At 70.9% G+C, this 564-nt stretch carries 1 pseudogene; it reads right to left on the bottom strand.

Going from position 1 to position 564, the window contains the following annotated elements:
- Positions 1-446, bottom strand: a pseudogene (locus tag J0695_RS36150) (glycosyltransferase family 2 protein); the annotation flags it as partial.
- Between the last annotated feature and the right edge of the window lie 118 nt (positions 447-564).

Raw genomic sequence — 564 nt, 5'->3', positions numbered from 1 at the left:
GCGGGCAGGACACGGGTGGTGTACCGGCGCTCGGACTCAAGTCCCTTGTCCGCACCGACACTTCGCGCCACCAGCGCCTTGGAGAGGCCTTCCGCGTACGCCCGGGTCCTGAAGTACCCGAAGCGCTCCCGCACGAGCGGCACCTTGTGGTGGATGACCGCACGGTCGTCGATCAGCAGCACCGCGTCGGGCAGCGCCTTGGCGAGCCGGATGCAGAGCTCGGTCTCCTCGCAGCCCAGCGGCCGCTTGTCGCCGTCCCTGCCGATCCCGGTGGCGAATCCGCCCGCCGCGTCGAAGGCCTCCCTGCGGAAGGAGGCGTTCCCGCCGAGGACGTTGCGGACCCGCACCTTGCCCGGGGGCAGTCCTCGGTACGTACAGCCGACGACCCAGTCGAACTCCTCGGGGAACCAGGCCGGCCTGCGGCCTGAAACCCAGGCCGGCATGGTTCCCCGAGGAGTTCGACTGGGTCGTCGGCTGTACGTACCGAGGACTGCCCCCGGGCAAGGTGCGGGTCCGCCACGTCCTCGGCGGGAACGCCACCTTCCGCAGGCAGGCCTTCGACGC

Source organism: Streptomyces beijiangensis, assembly GCF_017315755.1.
Lineage (GTDB): Bacteria > Actinomycetota > Actinomycetes > Streptomycetales > Streptomycetaceae > Streptomyces > Streptomyces beijiangensis.
Note: the sequence above shows the minus strand (reverse complement) of the source record. Positions and strands in the feature narration are given on the sequence as shown.